The sequence below is a fragment of the Paenibacillus wynnii genome (assembly GCF_000757885.1).
Lineage (GTDB): Bacteria > Bacillota > Bacilli > Paenibacillales > Paenibacillaceae > Paenibacillus_AQ > Paenibacillus_AQ wynnii.
In genome coordinates this window covers 1580994-1596049 of record NZ_JQCR01000002.1, presented here as the reverse complement: position 1 = coordinate 1596049, position 15056 = coordinate 1580994, and the positions used below count along the sequence as shown (strand labels likewise).

The 15056-nt window shown below is 43.6% G+C and carries 14 protein-coding genes; 12 read left to right on the top strand and 2 right to left on the bottom strand.

Annotated elements, in window-relative coordinates; translation table 11 throughout:
• Positions 1 to 124 precede the first annotated feature (124 nt).
• Entirely contained in the window at positions 125 to 565 is a 441-nt protein-coding gene (locus PWYN_RS09725; RefSeq protein WP_036650802.1) for a pyridoxamine 5'-phosphate oxidase family protein, read from the top strand.
• A 505-nt stretch (positions 566 to 1070) separates the two neighbouring features.
• Here PWYN_RS09725 and deoD read toward each other — a convergent pair.
• Both deoD and PWYN_RS09715 read right to left on the bottom strand, forming a co-directional pair.
• Entirely contained in the window at positions 1071 to 1775 is a 705-nt protein-coding gene (gene deoD, locus PWYN_RS09720; protein WP_036650799.1) for a purine-nucleoside phosphorylase, read from the bottom strand.
• Positions 1776 to 1958: 183 nt separating this feature from the next.
• The gene (locus tag PWYN_RS09715) at positions 1959 to 2675 is read right to left on the bottom strand and encodes a Crp/Fnr family transcriptional regulator (protein ID WP_036650797.1); all 717 of its coding nucleotides are present in this window, start codon (positions 2673 to 2675) and stop codon (positions 1959 to 1961) included.
• 49 nt (positions 2676 to 2724) lie between these two features.
• Between PWYN_RS09715 and deoB the strand changes: the two genes are divergently transcribed.
• From deoB to PWYN_RS09660, 11 genes are all read left to right on the top strand, one after another.
• Positions 2725 to 3912, top strand: coding sequence for a phosphopentomutase (deoB, locus tag PWYN_RS09710; RefSeq protein ID WP_036650793.1), 1188 nt, complete (start codon positions 2725 to 2727; stop codon positions 3910 to 3912).
• A gap of 33 nt (positions 3913 to 3945) precedes the next feature.
• Positions 3946 to 4980, top strand: a complete 1035-nt coding sequence (locus PWYN_RS09705) for a BMP family lipoprotein (RefSeq protein ID WP_205622740.1) — start codon at positions 3946 to 3948, stop codon at positions 4978 to 4980.
• Between the two features lie 66 nt (positions 4981 to 5046).
• On the top strand, positions 5047 to 6588 hold the full coding sequence (locus PWYN_RS09700; protein WP_036650792.1) for an ABC transporter ATP-binding protein: 1542 nt from the start codon (positions 5047 to 5049) through the stop codon (positions 6586 to 6588).
• The gene (locus PWYN_RS09695) at positions 6575 to 7642 is read left to right on the top strand and encodes an ABC transporter permease (RefSeq protein ID WP_036650790.1); all 1068 of its coding nucleotides are present in this window, start codon (positions 6575 to 6577) and stop codon (positions 7640 to 7642) included. Before PWYN_RS09700 ends, PWYN_RS09695 begins: the two co-directional genes overlap by 14 nt.
• A 4-nt stretch (positions 7643 to 7646) precedes the next feature.
• The gene (locus PWYN_RS09690; RefSeq protein WP_036650788.1) at positions 7647 to 8600 is read left to right on the top strand and encodes an ABC transporter permease; all 954 of its coding nucleotides are present in this window, start codon (positions 7647 to 7649) and stop codon (positions 8598 to 8600) included.
• A gap of 48 nt (positions 8601 to 8648) precedes the next feature.
• Complete coding sequence (locus PWYN_RS09685; RefSeq protein ID WP_036650787.1) at positions 8649 to 9935, top strand: NCS2 family permease; 1287 nt, start codon at positions 8649 to 8651, stop codon at positions 9933 to 9935.
• 268 nt (positions 9936 to 10203) lie between these two features.
• Positions 10204 to 11250: an EAL domain-containing protein gene (locus tag PWYN_RS09680; RefSeq protein WP_036650784.1), complete on the top strand. Its 1047-nt coding sequence runs from the start codon at positions 10204 to 10206 to the stop codon at positions 11248 to 11250.
• Entirely contained in the window at positions 11247 to 11921 is a 675-nt protein-coding gene (locus PWYN_RS09675; protein WP_036650782.1) for a response regulator transcription factor, read from the top strand. The genes PWYN_RS09680 and PWYN_RS09675 overlap by 4 nt, the downstream gene beginning before the upstream one ends.
• Positions 11918 to 13360: a sensor histidine kinase gene (locus PWYN_RS09670; RefSeq protein WP_036650778.1), complete on the top strand. Its 1443-nt coding sequence runs from the start codon at positions 11918 to 11920 to the stop codon at positions 13358 to 13360. The genes PWYN_RS09675 and PWYN_RS09670 overlap by 4 nt, the downstream gene beginning before the upstream one ends.
• A gap of 70 nt (positions 13361 to 13430) precedes the next feature.
• Positions 13431 to 14345 carry an ABC transporter ATP-binding protein gene (locus tag PWYN_RS09665; protein WP_036650775.1) on the top strand — a complete coding sequence of 305 codons (915 nt, stop codon included), beginning with the start codon at positions 13431 to 13433 and terminating at the stop codon, positions 14343 to 14345.
• The gene (locus PWYN_RS09660) at positions 14338 to 15054 is read left to right on the top strand and encodes an ABC transporter permease (protein ID WP_036650772.1); all 717 of its coding nucleotides are present in this window, start codon (positions 14338 to 14340) and stop codon (positions 15052 to 15054) included. Before PWYN_RS09665 ends, PWYN_RS09660 begins: the two co-directional genes overlap by 8 nt.
• Positions 15055 to 15056: the final 2 nt, after the last annotated feature.

Below are 15056 nucleotides of genomic sequence, written 5' to 3'. Positions count from 1 at the left end.
GACCGGACCGATTCATTACGGCTCAGGCGGGTACCAAATATGAATACCGTATTTATGATAAATCCAAAATGTGAATGTGGATATATAATTTTATATCTACACGTTGAAGGGAGCTATTTCGAGCATGGACAATCAAGAGCTTGAGAAGAAGATCATCAAGGCGCTGGATGACAACAAGTATGGTTCCTTGGGGACCATTGAATTTGGCAACAAACCGAAAGTGCGGTACATGGCAGTATTTCATGACGGATTGAAAATCTACTTGGCTACCAGCCGAAAGACGCATAAGGTTGTAGAACTGAAGGATAACCCCCATGCTTGTCTATTGCTCGGCTTTGAGGAGGGTGGTAGCAAGGACCTATTAGAAATTGAAGCTACGGTAGAAGTGACAAAAGATGAGAGCTTGCGTTCCAAGGTGTGGAGCAAAGAGCTGGAGAAATGGTTCGAAGGACCGGATGATCCTAACTATGTAATTCTTGAGCTGTCACCTACCCGTATGGAGTATACGGGTAAGAATAAAGAGAATGGGGTATGGGAAAAGCAGGCTGTAAATACAGGTAAATAACAAGAGAGAAGAGGCTGTCCCAAAAGCCATGCAAATGGCTACTGGGACAGCCTCATTTTTGTGAAGACTAATTAATTCGTTTAAGATGTTAGTTTAAGTGTACTTTATACACCTATTTACCTTGAAATCCACTTAGGATGATCTTTAATTGCACTTTCTGCAACTAAAAACTATCTTCAAGACCTATATGACCATATTGTAGATATATAACTGCAGAAAGTGCAACTAAACCACTTCCTCGCTCAAATCACCCAATTTTAATTGTACAAAGTACATCTAAATGGTTCTGACAATAGCTTTATGCAATGGAGTTGGAAGAGCGGCAGCGAATGCCACGAGGGGTGTCCCATAAGCCATGAAATGGCTACTTAGGACACCCCTCGTTTTTGGAGTCGGATAGATGGTTGTGCTTATAAGGGCACTCCGCGAACGGATCGTTGCTATAATTGCTGTCCGTCCAGATTTTATTTATTCGCTTTGAAGTACAAAAGGTTATGCCTGAACTCTACCCCGTCACCGTTTCCAAAGCAACCTCGATCATGTCATTAAACGTGGTTTGTCTTTCAAGCGCAGTGGTTTGCTCGCCTGTGATGAGATGGTCACTCACCGTTAAGAGAGACAAGCCTCTTACACCAAATTTCGCAGCTAGGTAATAAAGTACTGCTGTTTCCATTTCTACAGCTAATACGCCATGTTTGCCCAGCTTAGTCACAATTGTATTATCTTCTGTGTAGAAAATATCAGATGACAATACATTTCCTACGTGAAGATGAAGGCCTTTAGCAGTTCCTATTTCGTATGACTTCTTAATTAGATCGAAGTTTCCAATCTGCGGGAAATCGTATCCTGGGAAGTTGTTACGAATGATGGCCGAATCCGTCGCAGCCGCTTGTCCAATAATAACATCTCGAATTTTCACATCCGATTGGATGGCACCACAAGTTCCGATACGAACCAAATTTTGTGCTCCATAATTGTTAATTAATTCATGGATATAAATCGATGCTGAAGGCATACCCATTCCTGTGCCTTGAATCGATACGCGGGTTCCTTTATAAGTGCCTGTATAACCGAGCATGCCACGTACATTATTGTAGCAGACGGCGCCTTCCAGAAAAGTTTCTGCAATATACTTTGCACGTAATGGATCGCCGGGCAGTAGAACAGATTCTGCAATTTCCCCAGCTTTAGCTTCAATATGAGTACTCATGTCATTGCCTCCAATAATGTTATTTATTCCTCAAGAAAACGATTACAACAAAATCATATCACAATATAAATCTGCGTTCTGTTAATGGGTTAACCGCACTTTTGTGAACTGGTTAACAAAATAATCGTTAAGGCGTTAACTGAAATAAAACGCTTACATTGTTATATTTAGTGCACGACATGTCTATTGGTTATTCCATTTTCGGAGTTCTTGAACCTCTTCCGATTTGTTACAAATCGATTCGAGTTTGCTCTTATCTAAGATATAAAAATATTTTTCCTGTATGTTGAGAATTCCCTCGGTTTGAAAGTCGTTTAGGGTCTTAGATATGGACTCTCTAGTGACTCCGAGCATATTAGCCAGCAAAGATTGATTAATCTTTAAATCTATTTTGTAACCGTTATCACTCTGCTTCCCAAAGTTAAAATACAGATCCATGATTAAATTCGCTGTCTTTGTTCGAACATCATAAAACGACAAATAGCGAATTAAACGATTGAGTACACGAATTCGCTCAATAAGGATGGTATAAGCCTTTCGTAGAACAGAAGGATATTGTTCCACAATATGAAGAAAATCCTGCTTGCCAAGTTGCCAAGCTGAAACATTCTCCAAAGCTTCAACCGAAGAAATTCGATGAATGTCATTGGATAAAGCTTCAGCTTCACCAAAAATATCACCTGCCGTAGCGATACTAAGAACAATTTCTCGATCATCGCTAATGCGATACACTTTCACCATCCCTGAGCGAATTAAGTAAACCTCTTCACTTAGATCATTTTCAAACATGAGGACGTGGTTCTTTTTAAATTGACGTTCCTTTAGTAAGGGTACGATACGCAGCAGTGCATCCTCAGGAAGATCAGAGAAGATCGTAATGTCAGAGATGTTAGTAATCATTAGTGTCGATCCTTTCATTTTAAGTCTTTAGACTGGAGGCAGTAACAATATGAATTTCGAACGTATTAGTGTCATTGTACTTGATAGTGTTGGCATTGGCGAGTTACCTGATGCAGCCAACTTTGGTGACGTGGGAAGCCACACACTAGGCCACATATGCCAGCAAGTGCCCGAGATCAAGCTGCCAAATCTTACCGCACTTGGCTTAGGCAACATTGCGCCACTTTCAGCTATCCCAGCGTTGGATAAGCCTCAAGCCTTCTATGGAAAAATGAATGAGGTTTCGGTTGGTAAAGACACCGTGACCGGACATTGGGAATTGATGGGTCTGAAAGTGGACGTGCCTTTTCAGGTGTATCCAAATGGATTTCCTGCAGAGCTTATGGCGAAGTTTGAAGAGTTGACGGGCAGAAAGGTGATTGGAAACAAGCCCTCTTCCGGGACAGTCATCTTAGACGAGTACGGTGAAGAGCAAATGCGCACCGGCGCATGGATTGTTTATACTTCTGCCGACAGTGTTCTTCAAATCGCAGCCCATGAAGAGATTATTCCTCTTGAGGAACTGTATCGTGCTTGCGAAATCGCTCGGGAACTAACTTTGTACGATCCATATATGGTTGGACGTGTTATTGCAAGACCCTATATTGGAAAACCAGGAGCCTTTACCCGCACACCGAATCGGCACGATTATGCACTTGAACCCTTTGGAGATACCGTACTCAATCACTTAAATGACCAAGGTTATGATGTGATCTCCGTAGGTAAGATCAATGACATCTTTACAGGAAAAGGGATTCAAGAATCCCATCCAACCAAGAGCAATTTAGATGGCATTCTAACTACCATTGAATTGTTGAAGCGTTCATTTAAAGGGTTTCTCTTTACAAATTTAGTTGACTTTGACTCTTTATATGGACATCGCCGTGATCCTAGAGGATATGCTGCTTGTCTTGAAGAGTTTGATCAATATTTACCTGAAATTATGCAGCAAATTGGAGAAAAGGACCTGCTGATCCTTACAGCCGATCATGGGAATGACCCAACAGCACCAGGTACGGATCATACCCGCGAATATGTGCCGATCTTGATCTACAATCCTTCACTTTCCAAGAACACTGTCTCCATCGGGGTAAGAAACAGTTTTGCCGATCTAGCTGCTACGATTGCAGACAATTTTGATGTCGCCAAGACAGGAATTGGGCAAAGTTTTTTAAATCTTTTGAAGGGTAATGAATAGGCTGACCAACACAAAATCAGGGGGAATTAAGAGATGAAGAAATTAATGAAAACATTTATACCCATGTTATTGATCCTTTCATTACTACTTACCGCATGTGGGGATAAAACCACGACAAATAAAGAGTCTGCGGACAGTGGTGCTGCCGAAGGCAAAAAAAGTCTTAAAATCGGTATGGTAACGGACTTAGGGAGCATTAACGATAAATCGTTTAACCAAAGTGCTTGGGAAGCCTTACAGAAATTGAATAATGTCTACGGTTACGACGTGAAGTATTTAGAGCCCAAATCCGACGGTGAGGTTATGCCAAGCCTCCTGACATTTGTAAAAGGTAACTATGATTTAACTTGGGCAACAGCCTTTACCTTAGCAGATGCGGTCACACAGCTTGCAAATGAAAACCCTGATGCCAAATTTGGTATTGTAGACTCTGATATTATTGTGCCAAACGTGGCAGCCGTATCCTTTAAAGAGCAAGAAGGATCGTTTCTTGTTGGTGTCATTGCAGGCTTAACGACAAAAACAAATAAAATTGGCTTTGTAGGGGGTATGAAAATCCCTGTTATTAAACGCTTTGAAGCTGGCTTTAGAGAAGGAATTAAAGCTGTAAATCCTGATGCCAAATTGATTGTCAACTATACAGGAGTATTTAACCGTGTGGATGTGGGAAAATCAGCCGCTGCTACGATTTATAACGATGGTGCTGATATTATCTTCCATGCAGCTGGATTAACAGGTAATGGTGTGTTTAATGAAGCCAAAGAACGCAAAACAAATGGTGAAAATGTATGGGTCATTGGGGTAGACAAAGATCAGTCCTTATCCTTCGGTGACGATATTACTTTGACCTCCATGATTAAAAAAGTGGATGAAGCGGTTTATCAAATCTCCAGAGACTTAGCTGAAGGTAACTTCCCGGGAGGTAAGGTTACTACGATGGGACTCAAGGAGAATGGCGTTGATATAGCTCCAACCTCTATTAAGAACGTGACACCTGAAGCGCTTAAGAAAGTAGAAGAATATCGCCAAAAAATTATTAGCGGTGAGATTGTCGTACCCACAGAATAAATACCATTTCGTCCCTTGTGAATTTCGATTCGCAAGGGACGAAAAAATGATTGGGAGGGAATTCTTGTGACTACAGCGGATACTGCATTGGAGCTTAAAGGAATTACCAAAAGGTTCCCCGGCATTGTGGCTAACGATTCCATTAGCTTTCAGTTAAAGCGTGGAGAAATTCATGCCTTGCTAGGGGAAAATGGAGCTGGCAAATCCACTTTAATGAACATTGTTTTTGGACTATATCAACCTGAAGAAGGTGAGATCCAAATCAATGGGAAGAAGGTGAAGATTGATAGTCCTAATAAAGCTATTGAACTCGGAATTGGCATGGTGCATCAGCACTTTAAATTAGTAGAGCCTTTTACAGTAACGGAAAACATCATTCTGGGCACGGAACCCAAAAGCGGGATGCAGATTGACATTAGAGGTGCATGTAAGAAAGTAAAGGCACTTTCAGAGCAATATGGATTTGATATTGACCCTATGGCGACGGTTGATTCCATTAGCGTAGGGATGCAGCAACGGGTTGAAATTATAAAGACTCTCTATCGTGGTGCCGATATTCTAATTTTTGATGAACCTACTGCGGTCTTAACTCCTCAAGAGATTACTGAATTACTTGAGATTATGAAGCGGCTTGTTGCCGAAGGGAAATCGATTATTCTAATTACTCATAAATTGAAAGAAATCATGGAGATCGCCGATACCTGTACGATTATTCGCCGTGGTAAGGTCATTGACAGTGTTACAGTCGCAGATACCAATCCACAGGAATTAGCAGAAAAAATGGTGGGGAAAGCCGTCAACTTTAAGACAGAGAAACAACTAGCTAAGCCTACGGAGGTCTTCTTAGAAGCGAAGGATTTAGTTATGGTGGACCCCAATGGAAAACATGTACTGAACCATCTCTCGTTCTCTTTGCATGCGGGTGAGATTGTTGGAATTGCCGGTGTGGATGGAAATGGGCAGACCGAATTAATTGAAGCTCTAACGGGAATGCAGTCGGTGAAATCAGGTGACATTCTGTTAAAAGGCAAAAGCATAGTAAATCATACGCCACGTAGCATCTCTGAATCGGGAATCTCACATATCCCGCAAGATCGACATAAACATGGATTGGTTCTGGACTTTTCTGTCAGTGAAAATACAATCTTGCAGACTTACCATCATCCTGAGATTACTAAGCGGTGCTTCATCAATGTAAAGGCTAGGAACGATATGGCAACACGCTTAGTAGAAGAGTTCGATATACGGACGCCAGGAATTGATACAAGAGTTGGATCGATGTCCGGGGGAAACCAACAAAAAATCATTATCGCACGCGAAATTGACAAGGATCCTCAGGTTATGATAGCGGCTCAGCCTACACGGGGATTAGACGTAGGTGCTATCGAGTTTGTTCACCAACAACTGATTGCTCAGCGGGATCAAGGAAAAGCTGTACTGCTCGTTTCTTTTGAATTAGACGAGATCCTTAATGTGGCTGATCGTATTCTAGTTCTGTTTGGTGGTCAAATTGTGGGTGAGACCACTCCACATACAACAAATGAACAAGAATTAGGACTGATGATGGCAGGTAAATATGAAAGAGGTGGAACGAATGAAAAGGAGTAATATTTTTAAACGCGAGTCTCTGTTCGTTCCTATTATCGCCATTATTGTTGGATTGGTCCTTGGGGCACTTGTTATGTATGTCGGGGGATATGATCCAATCTTAGCTTATCATTCCATGATCACAAAAATTTTTGGAAGTACCTTTGATATGGGAGAAACCATTCGGACCATTGTTCCCCTCGTGATGTGCGGATTGGCTGTGGCCATTTCTTTTCGCGCCGGGCTATTTAATATTGGAGTAGATGGCCAGATTATCATGGGTTCACTTGGTGCACTGATCGTAGGTACACAAGTTAACTTGCCGCCTTTCCTGCATGGGCTGGTAGCTATCCTGGCTGGTGCTTTTTTGGGAGGATTATGGGGTGCGCTAGTAGGCTATTTAAGGGCGGAGAAGGGTATTAGTGAGGTCGTTACCTCTATTATGCTTAACTTTATTGCACTCTATTTCAGCCAATTCCTGATTAATCTCTTTATGTTGCAAGAAGGTACTCAAAGATCTGAAACGATCAAAGATTCTGCAAGTATTCAAATGAGCTGGTTATCTAATCTAGTAGATGGTGCACGTATTCACTGGGGATTCGTAATCGCCATCCTAGCCGTTATATTCTATCAAGTGTATTTAAACAAAACGAAGTGGGGTTATGAACTGCGTGCCGTAGGTCTTAATCCACATGCAGCACATTATGCGGGGATGAATGTACCTCATATTTTGGTGAAAACTATGTTCATTTCCGGTGTGTTTGGGGGTTTAGTGGGAGCCTTTGATGTACTGGGTGTATTTAAATACGTGGCCATCAGTTCCACGACTTCGGGCCTTGGTTTCGATGGAATAGCAGTTTCCCTACTAGGTGGCAATACCGCAGTAGGTGTGTTGTTGTCAGGTATCCTATTTGGAGCACTCACCTATGGATCTCAGGGAATGAGTTTTGGTGCGGGTGTTCCAGCTGAAATTATTCGAATGGTCATTGGGTTTATTATCTTCTTTGTTGCTGCACCCGGGATTGTAAAGCTACTCTTCCGCCCGTTCCACAAGAAATCTAAGGAGGAGGCATAATTCTATGGATATTATTGCGAATCTCTTAAATGGCACCCTTGTTTTTTCTACGGCTTTAATTTTCGCTGCACTTGGTGGACTTATTTCAGAACGTTCGGGGATCATAAATATTGGGATAGAAGGGTTCATGGTATCAGGCGCCTTCTTCTCAGCGGTTACGGCTTATTATGCTGAAACGGCAGGGTTTGGGGCATTCTCCCCATGGATCGGTTTAATTGGCGCCTTTGTATTCTCCGTTATTTTCTCAACTATTCATGCTGTTGCCTGTATTACGTACGGCGCCAATCAAGTTGTAAGTGGAACGGTAATTAATATTCTTGCCTCAGGCTCGACATTTTATCTGGTAAAGATGATTTTTGCAGGCTCGGCTGAAACTCCCATCTTAACTAATGTATTTCATAAGGTGAAGATTCCTTATTTAACCGACATTCCGTTTGTGGGAAAAGTAATCTTTAATGCCTATCCAACGACTTATGTTGCCATTGCTCTAATTATAGTCTTTCACTTTATCTTGTTCAGGACCGCCAATGGACTTAGACTTCGTTCCGTGGGTGAACATCCAAATGCTGCGGCGACGGTTGGTGTAAAAGTAAACCGTACGCGGTACATGTCCGTTATTTTGAGCGGTTCCATAGCGGCTCTTGGTGGAGCGACTATTGTCCTTACCTCGAATAGCAACTTTGCTTATAATACCATTTCAGGTCAAGGGTTTATTGCGCTGGCTGCCGTAATCATTGGGAAATGGAACCCAGTCGGCGCTATGCTAGCCGCTTTGTTGTTCGGTTTAGCGCAAGCTGTGAAGGATCAATTCCAGATTTTTGAATTTGCCTCAAAGATTCCAAGTGAATTTTTCTATATGCTGCCCTACTTGTTAACACTTCTTGTATTAATCGGAGCAGTTGGAAAGTCCCGGGCACCAAAAGCATTGGGTCAGCCTTATGACATTGGGAAAAGATAAAGAAAAAAGGTATCCGTTTCAACAACGAGTAAGGGTGGAGTTTCAAAAATGAATAAGAGATTAGATAACTTGTTTCAAATTCAATCAAACCATACGACGATTCGCACGGAGGTTATTGCAGGACTAACTTCTTTTATGGCGGCAGCTTATATAATCGCAGTAAATGGGGCGATTTTGAGCTCCGTCGGTATGCCCTATGAAGCTGCGACGATCGCCACGGCAATCACCTCTATTATCGGCTGTTTGTTCATGGCGTTTTGGGCTAAGTCGCCATTAATCCTCATTCCAGGTTTAGGGGATACTTCATTTTTTGTCTTTACGCTAGTATTTTCTTTAGGGCTTACGTGGCAGCAAGCGCTTGCTGCCGTCTTTATAGCCGGTATTGTATTTACCTTAACTTCAATTAGTAAATGGGCGGACTTTCTATCCCGCTCCATTCCGAAGTCTATGATTAGCGCAATGACTGCAGGGATCGGACTTTTTATCGCTTTTCTAGGATTGAAAAATGGAGGACTCATTGTAGGAAGCGAAAGTACATTTGTTGCATTGGCTAAGTTTAGTGATCCAAAAGCCTTAACTACCCTTCTTACCTTGCTGATCACGCTACCGCTTTTTTTGCGTAATGTGAAAGGAAACTTTTTGATAGGGATTATTACAGGTACGATTATTGGAGCCTTACTTGGCATCGTTGATTTTTCCGTATTGCATGATTTTAGTTTCTCATTTAGCGGGTATCAAGAGGTGTTGTTCGCCTTTGATTTTAGTGCCATAAACACCGTTAATTTCTGGACTGCAGTTTTCTCCTTATCCATGATTATTATATTTCAGAATATGGGTACCCAGCTTGGGATACTCCCCGATAAATTGAAGTTCCGGAAGTCTTTTCAGGCCAATGCCTTTTCCGTGGTAAGTGCTTCCCTTTTGGGTTGTAGCCCGTCCACGACAGCGGCAGAGTCCGCCACAGGTATTGCTGCGGGTGGCAGAACAGGGTTAACCTCCCTCACAACGGGAATTCTGTTTATTCCAGCCCTGTTTCTGATTCCACTTTTCAAAGTGATTCCTAACAGTGCTATTGCTCCGGTGCTCATTATTGTGGGTTGCCTCATGGTACAAAGTATCAAGGATATCGATCTTAGTGACTTTACGCAGGCTTTTCCAGCCTACTTAATGATGGCCATCATGCCTTTATCCTTTAGTGTTGCTAATGGACTTGCACTTGGCTTCATTGCTTATCCTATTGTTAAACTGGCCACCGGACGAAGAAAAGAAATATCGGCTACGATGTACGTGATTGCCGTCTTCTTTTTGCTTTACTTTATTCTTGGTGCCATATAAAAGATCGCCTATGTAAATCTTTTCTAAAGAATATCTTTTCTAAGGGTGTCTTGGAGTGTAAACTCCCCGGGCACCTTTTTTGAAAATATCAGAAAGTATAGGATTTCAGTATACTTTGCTTATATTTCTACGAGAAACGGATACCGTCCCATTGAGGACGGCAAAGCCGTTTCTTCTTGTGATAAACAAAGGTATGTTTCACTCTCTATCTGTAAAATTATGCTATAATGACCTCACAGTTTTTGAGATTTTCATCAGGGGGGTACCTATGAGTTGTAGTGATTGCTCAGCCATTGAACCAATTGAAGACGAAGGTATAGTGAACTTGCGACCTGCTTCTTTACTGATCTCTGCGCTGGTTCAAAAGGGTTATAAGTTTGTGGGCGCTTTGGAAGACGGCAGACTTCTATACAATTCACGTGAAGAGCTATTAAGTATATTAGAAGCACTGGAATGGCATGAAAAAGAACTTGCACAGCCATTATCGATATACATAACCGGCAAGAGCAAGATTGGGGTTGTTGAACGATGGGTATCCCTTGCGCAGCTTGCCTTGCGATTCTCAAATCATAAACTAATCGATATCATATCTAATAATGAATTCAGCAGCCATATGCAGCCCATCGTTAATCGCTCCGAGGAAATTGTCGCTTTCGAGTTTTTATTGCGGCCGACACCGCTAGGGGACTATTTTCAGCCCTATGAGCTTTTTGAAACAGCTAGACAGACTGGATTTCATTCCTTTTTGGACCGGGCAGCCCGTATTTCTGCAATTGAGACCAGTGCCAGACTCTTACCCAAAGGCATCAAACGTTTTGTTAATTTTTTGCCCTCATCGATCTATAATCCGAAGTATTGTCTCACCCATACCTTCGCGGCTATTGAACGACTTGCCCAAGATCCCAAGGATTTTGTGTTCGAGGTGGTGGAAACAGAGAAGATCAGGGATATATCCCACCTCAGTAAGATCTTCGCAGAATACCGGAGGCAAGGGATGCAGGTTGCGCTCGATGATGTTGGCACAGGATTTTCCACACTGGATGTTATGTCCAGCCTGGAGCCGGACTATGTGAAGATTGACCGAAGTCTGATCAGCTATTGTGACGAAGATCCCGAGAAGCAGAAGACGATTCAAGATATTATTGAGCGTGTCGGTCATTACGGAGGACAGGTCTTAGCTGAGGGGATTGAACGGCGTGAAGAGTTTCTGTATTGCAAAGAATTAGGGGTGGATTTAGCACAAGGCTATTTATTCGGGAAGCCGGAGGACAAGCCGCCGGCCCACTTTGGTGATTGTGAGAGGGAGAATCGATGAGCACTACGTTGTTGTATATCGAGGATGACAAAGAGATCGGCAGTGTGGTAACGGCTGATTTAATTGAGCGGAATTACACTGTACGGTGGCTGCGGAGCGGAGAAGAAGCCATGGAGCAGGCAGAGGGCTGCCAGTTGGCGATTCTTGATGTTATGCTCCCCGGCTTGGATGGTTTTACGGTGGGCCAGCGGTTGAAGAAGGCGTATCCCAAGCTGCCCATATTGATGCTTTCTGCCAGAACCTCTATTGATGATAAGCTGCAGGGACTGCAATTTGCTGACGACTATTTAACGAAGCCTTTTCACCCTGAAGAACTGGCAGCACGGATAGAAGTGCTTCTTAGACGCGCAGGATCTTCTGGCTCAGAAGAACTATTATTGAAGCATCTTATTATATATGAAGAAGAAAACCGCATTGTCCATGCCGAGAACGGAGATGAAATACGGCTAACCGGCAAGCAATATCAGATTTTCTTTTATTTATTGCGGCATTTAAATCAGATTATGACGAAGGAACAAATATATGAAGCGGTATGGGGTGAGCTTTATATGGAGGGTGATAAAACCTTGATGGTCCATATCCGATATCTGCGTGAAAAATTGGAGTTGGATCCCGCTACACCGCAAATCATTGAGACCATTCGCGGTGTGGGCTACCGGGTAAGGGCATGACAAAAAACAAGAGATTCTACTCGTTCAGACAATCGCTTTTATTCCGCTACCTTCTAATCATTATGGTGGCGTTACTCTTTCTGCCTATTGTTTTCCCGCTGAGCTATATCCTCTACAATTTTGTTAATGAATTAATTATAGATAAGCCTACATCCAACCTGACAGCGGAGGCGGAGCTCTATACCAACGGGGAAAAGCTGGAGCAAATGTGGCACACGGAGGCACTTCAGCTAAAGGATGCCTCGCCTGAAGAGGTGAATGAACAGTTGCGGCAGCTAAGTGAAAGCTATACCAGTGCTTTAATGTTCTGGGTGAATGGACAAGGAGAATTGAAACATGTCGCATCTCCACATTCTGCTGTAGTAGAGGATGCTGTCGATGAAGCTCATATCCCCGTTAAATGGACTGCAACCGAGTCTATCGCCTTTATGAAGGCAAGCACGGATAGTAATCCGTTTACAGTAGTTGCCTTTGTTGGGGATAAGGCCGAGCTTGGACAAGGCTTCATGGTGATGCAAATTCCCCGTTCGTTGCTTCAAGTAGTAAGGCCTTCTCCGGCCCCCGTTATTATTTACGGTACGGTTCTGCTGGTTCTATTTCTGGGCTTCGCAGTTGTGTCCTGGCTGTTTTTTGATAGAATTCGCAGACGGTTACTGCGTTTGCAGACCGCCATGACAAGGGCTGAGAAAGACGGCTTTCCCGGACTGATCCAGAAGGGTAAGACTGATGAAATTGGCAAGCTTGAGGAAGCTTTCAACACGATGGTAATTGAGCTTAAGGACAGCCGCAGGAGAGAATTAGATGAGGAGCAACTGCGCAAGCGTCTGATCTCTGATTTGTCGCATGATTTGCGGACTCCGCTTACGGTTATCCGTAGTCATGTATATAATCTGGGAAAGGAAAAGCTGTCGGAAGAGGGTGCGCGGTCCCTAATTCTTATGGATGAGCGTATTGCCGACCTCAGTGTTCTAATGGACAATCTGCTGTCCTACAACCTGCTGACAAGCGGCAGAATTTCATTGAAGCTGGAGAGAAAGGATATCCTTCGGCTACTGAGGGAAAGTGCAGCGGCATGGTATCCGCTTTGGGAGAGGGAAGGTTTCTCTGCAGAAATCGAACTGGACGAGGAATCGATCTATTGGGAGGTTGATGAAATCTGGTTTCGACGTGTCCTTGATAATTTGTACCAGAATATTATGCGGCATGCACACAGGGGCCTTTATGTGGGATTATCCACACAAATCCGCAAGGGGATACACGCTATTGTTATCTCAGATCACGGAAGCGGCATGAATAGCGATCCCAACACTAAAGGTGCAGGTCTGGGATTATCTATCGTAGATTTGCTCCTTTCCCGAATGAACCTGAAATGGGAAGTCGAAAGTTCGTCAACGGGCACCTCGATTGTGATTTACTCTCCTGCTCTTACGAATATTTAAACAAAACTTAAACTTAACCCCGCCATCCTTTTAACCTCGGAGAGCTAAGCTGTATACCGAGGTGAATACAATGAGTGAAACCATTATTGAAACTACAGGTTTGTTGAAGAAATACAAAGGCCGGGCGGCTGTGAAGGATTTGAATCTGAACATCCGTAAAGGTGAGATTTACGGTTTCCTTGGGCCAAACGGTGCAGGAAAGACTACAACCATACGCCTGCTTCTGGGTCTGATCGCGCCAACTGCCGGAACGATTGAAATATTCGGCAAGGATCTTAGACATGAAAAGATGAATATCCTGCGCAAAGTAGGGTCGTTGGTTGAGTCGCCCTCTTATTATGGGCACCTTACGGCGATTCAGAATCTGGAGGTTATTCGGCGGATATTGAATGTTCCCAAGTCTAGGATTTCAGAGGTATTGGATATTGTCTCGTTAACGGGGGAAGAAAAGCGCCCTGTGAAAGGATTCTCACTCGGCATGAAGCAACGTCTTGGTATAGCCTCTGCACTGCTTGGCAATCCCGAGTTGCTTATTCTGGACGAACCGACCAACGGGCTTGATCCATCCGGCATTCAGGAAATTCGTGATCTGATTAAGCAGATGCCGAAGGAGCATGGGATAACGGTTCTGGTATCCAGCCACCTGTTAAGCGAGATTGAACTAATGGCAAATACCGTAGGCATCCTTCACCAAGGAAGCATGGTCTATCAGGACAGCATTACCAATCTCCAGCAGCGGGCAGCCGGTGAGATGAGACTGGTGGTCTCCGAACCGGAGATGGCTCTATCCTTCGTGGAGAATCAAGGATATGCAGGAGTGCTTCAGAATGGAACACTCTGCTTCACCCGGATGAATGACACCACAGTGGCCCAACTGGTTAAAGTCCTGGTAGAGAAGGGGCATGCTATTTACCGTGTGGAAGAACGAAGACAATCGTTGGAGGAATTCTTCCTGCAGGTTGTGGGCGGGGTAAGCCATGATTAGGCGCGTGATGTCGGCGGACTGGTTGAAAATTCATGGCAAGGGTCTTTGGTTTTTGGTAGGTCTGGGGCCGCTCGGGCTGGTAGCGATGCAGGCCTTGAACTTTGGATTACGCTACGATTATATCAAGCAAGAGTATGCAATGGATTTATGGGGAGCACTTTTAGAAAACATCTCTTTTTTTGTTCCCGTTGCTTTGTACTTAGGCAGTACACTTATCTGTTCGTTAATGGCGAATATTGAACATCAGACTAGCTCATGGAAACAGCTTCTGGCGTTGCCGATATCTCGTGTTGCCGTATTCTCGTCCAAGTTAATTCTCTGTCTAATTCTGCTGACGATATCTTGTGTTCTATTATCAGCAGGGGTATTGACCCTAGGACTTGTCCTGGGTTTTGGCACGGATTCTATTCCTTACGGAGAGATCGTACGCATCGGCCTTTGGCCTTATGGTGCAGCCTTACCCATTCTTGCCTTGCAGCTATGGCTGTCGCTGACATTCAGCAATCAGGCAGTATCCGTTTCATTTGGATTGATCCTATCGATAGGGTCGCTATTCTCTATTTATTTACCGGAATGGGTCCCCTTGGGCTGGCCGTATTTAGCTTGGAAAAGTCTTCAGCCTATGTTCTACTCCATATCTGGAGTTCTACTGGGAATGCTGCTTCTTCTACCCGGAGCACTGCACTTCGCACGGAAGGATGTGATCTGAGT